The sequence below is a fragment of the Streptomyces otsuchiensis genome (genome assembly GCF_004305975.1).
Taxonomy (GTDB): domain Bacteria; phylum Actinomycetota; class Actinomycetes; order Streptomycetales; family Streptomycetaceae; genus Streptomyces; species Streptomyces otsuchiensis.
Genome location: NZ_BHZI01000443.1, coordinates 1 through 2687 on the forward strand (window position 1 = coordinate 1; position 2687 = coordinate 2687).

Below are 2687 nucleotides of genomic sequence, written 5' to 3' on the forward strand. Positions count from 1 at the left end.
CCCCGGGCGCAGCCGCTCCAGCACCGAGGCGACGGTCTCCTCGCGACCGTGCCCCCAGCCTGCTGCCCACCGCCATTCCGGACTTCATCGGTCGCGAGGAGACCGTCGCCTCGGTGCTGGAGCGGCTGCGCCCGGGGGAGGGGAACGCAGGCCGGGCGGTGCCGATCTGCGTCATCGTCGGTCCGGGCGGCGCGGGCAAGACGACCCTCGCGGTGCACATCGCCCACCGCCTGGCGAGCCAGTACCCCGACGGCCAGCTCTTCGCCGAACTCCGCACCGGCAACGGGCCGGTGAGCCCCTCCGACATTCTGGAGCGCTTCCTCCGCGCGCTCGGCGTCAGCGGCCCCAACCTCCCGCGCACCCTCGACGAGCGGGCCGAACTCTTCCGCGACCTGGTCCACGACCGGCGGCTGCTGATCGTGCTCGACGACGCCATGGCGGAGCGTCAGGTGAGCTGTCTGCTGCCGGGCACCGCCCGCTGCGCGGTGCTGGTCACCAGCCGACGGCGGCTGACCGGGCTGCCCGCGCGCGGCCGGGTGGAGCTGGGGGCACTCAGCGGACAGGCCGCGATCGACCTGCTCACCCGGTTCGTCGGAGAGGAGCGGGTCGCCGCCGACCCCGAGGGGGTCGCCGACCTGTGCCGGCTCAGCGGGCGGCTGCCACTTGCGCTGCGCATCTGCGCGGCCCGGCTGACGGCCCGGCCGCACTGGAGCGTCGCCGACCTGGTGGACCGCCTGCTCGACGAGTCACGGCGGCTCGACGAACTGGGCCACGGCGAGATGACGGTCAGGGCCAGCATCTCGCTCACCTACGACAGCCTGCCCGACGACGCCCGGCTGCTGTTCCGCCGGCTGGCGCTGCTGGACGTGCCGAGCTTCGCGGCGTGGGTCGGCTCCCCGCTGCTGGAGGTCGACGTGCCCCGGGCGCAGGAGGCCCTGGAGGTGCTGACGGAGGCCTATCTGATCGACGCCAGCCCGGTCCCCGGTGGCCAGGTGCGTTACAGCTTCCACGACATCATGCGGCCCTTCGCCCAGGAGCGGCTCGCGGAGGAGAGCGCCGAGGAGCGGACGGCGGCGCTGGAACGCTGGCTCGGCGCGCTGCTCTCGCTGACCGGTGAGGCCCACCGCCGCGAGTACGCGGGCGGTTTCCTGGAGCGGCGCAGCCCGGCGAGTCGCTGGCGGCTTCCCGACCGGATGGTGGGACGGCTGCTGGCGAACCCGCTGAGCTGGTACGAGCAGGAGCGCACCTCGATCGTGGCGGCGGTCCGGCAGGCCGCGGTCTCCGGACTGGTCGCGCACAGCTGGGACCTGGCGCTCAGCGCGGTGACCCTCTTCGAGGCGCACAGCTACTTCGACGACTGGCGCGAGACCCACGAGGTGGCGCTGAAGGCGGCCTGCCGGGCGGGGGACGAGCAGGGCGAGGCGGCGATGCGGTACTCCCTGGGCTCGCTCCACATGTTCGAGCAGTCGACGGCGCCCGCGCGGCGGCAGTTCGACCAGGCGTACTCGTTCTACGAACGGTCCGGTGACGAGCACGGCGCCGCACTGGTGCTGCGCAACATTGCCTACCTGGACCGGCTCTCGGGAAACCTCGTCTCGGCGCGACAGCGCTGGGAGAGCTGCCTGGACACCTTCCAGCTGGTCGGTGACCGGATCGCCGAGGCCCATGTGCTGCACAACCTGGCGCGGATGCGGATCGACACCGGCGACGCCGACGGCGCGCTGGAGCTGCTGGCCCGGGCACAGCTGATCTGCCGGACCGTCGGAACGCGGCGCGTCACCGCCCAGGTGGAGAACCGGATGGGTGAACTCCACCTGCTGGCGGGCCGGCTGGACGAGGCGCAGGCGGCGTACGGCTCGGTGCTGGAGAGCGTCCGCGCCTGCCGGGACCGGGTCGGGGAGTGCTACGCGCTGCTCGGTCTGGCCGCTGTGGAACATCGTCGCGGCCGGCTCGGCGCCGCCGCCGAGCTTCTGGAACAGGCACTGGTGACGGCGGGTTCGGCCGGCGCGCGGATGGCGGAGAGCCATGTGTCGCAGGCGCTGGGCGAGGTGCTGCTGGAGAGCGATCCCGCGGCGGCGCTGGAGTACGCGCAGCGGGCGCTGCGCGGATTCGAGGCGATCGGCGCCCCGCTCCAGCGGGCGCGCGCCGTGGTGCTCAGGGGCCGGGTGCACGCGCTGCGTGGCGACGGGGAGGCGGCTCGTGCCGACTGGCGGACCGCGCGCGGCATGCTGCGCGGCGTGCACACGGAGAGCGGGCGCACCTCGCTGGAGGACGAGATCGCCCGGCTGCTGGAGCCGGGGGACACCCCGACGGGTGCGGGTGCGGGTGCGGGTGCGGGAGCGGGCGTGCGGCCGGGCTGAGCAGTCCCTGCCGGTGCGGCCCGTCCGGTGCGGAGGCCCGCGCGGTGCCGCGGTGGGAGCTTCCGCGCGGTCGGTGCCGTGCGTGTCGGTGCTGTGCGGTCGGTGTCGTGCGGGAACGACGGGCGCCCGGGGACCCGCCGGGCCGGCCGGTGGTCACGGCGGCCGGCCCGGCGGGTCCCCGGGGTTGCTGGAACGGTTGCTGAAGGCGTTGCCTCACCGGGTTGCCGGAGGTGGCCTCTGGCGCGCGGGGAGCGCGGGCGTCAGTCCCAGATGGTGTTGTCCGGCGCCGGGTCGGGCTCGGGGTCCGGCTTGGGCGCGGGGGCCGGG

1 protein-coding gene is annotated in these 2687 nt (G+C 74.8%); it reads left to right on the forward strand.

All coding sequences use genetic code 11. The annotated features are described in order from the left end of the window. Nucleotides 1-2360: ATP-binding protein (locus E0D90_RS24860; protein WP_130800179.1), on the forward strand; the 2360-nt coding region annotated here is incomplete at its 5' end. Nucleotides 2361-2687 lie beyond the last annotated feature (327 nt).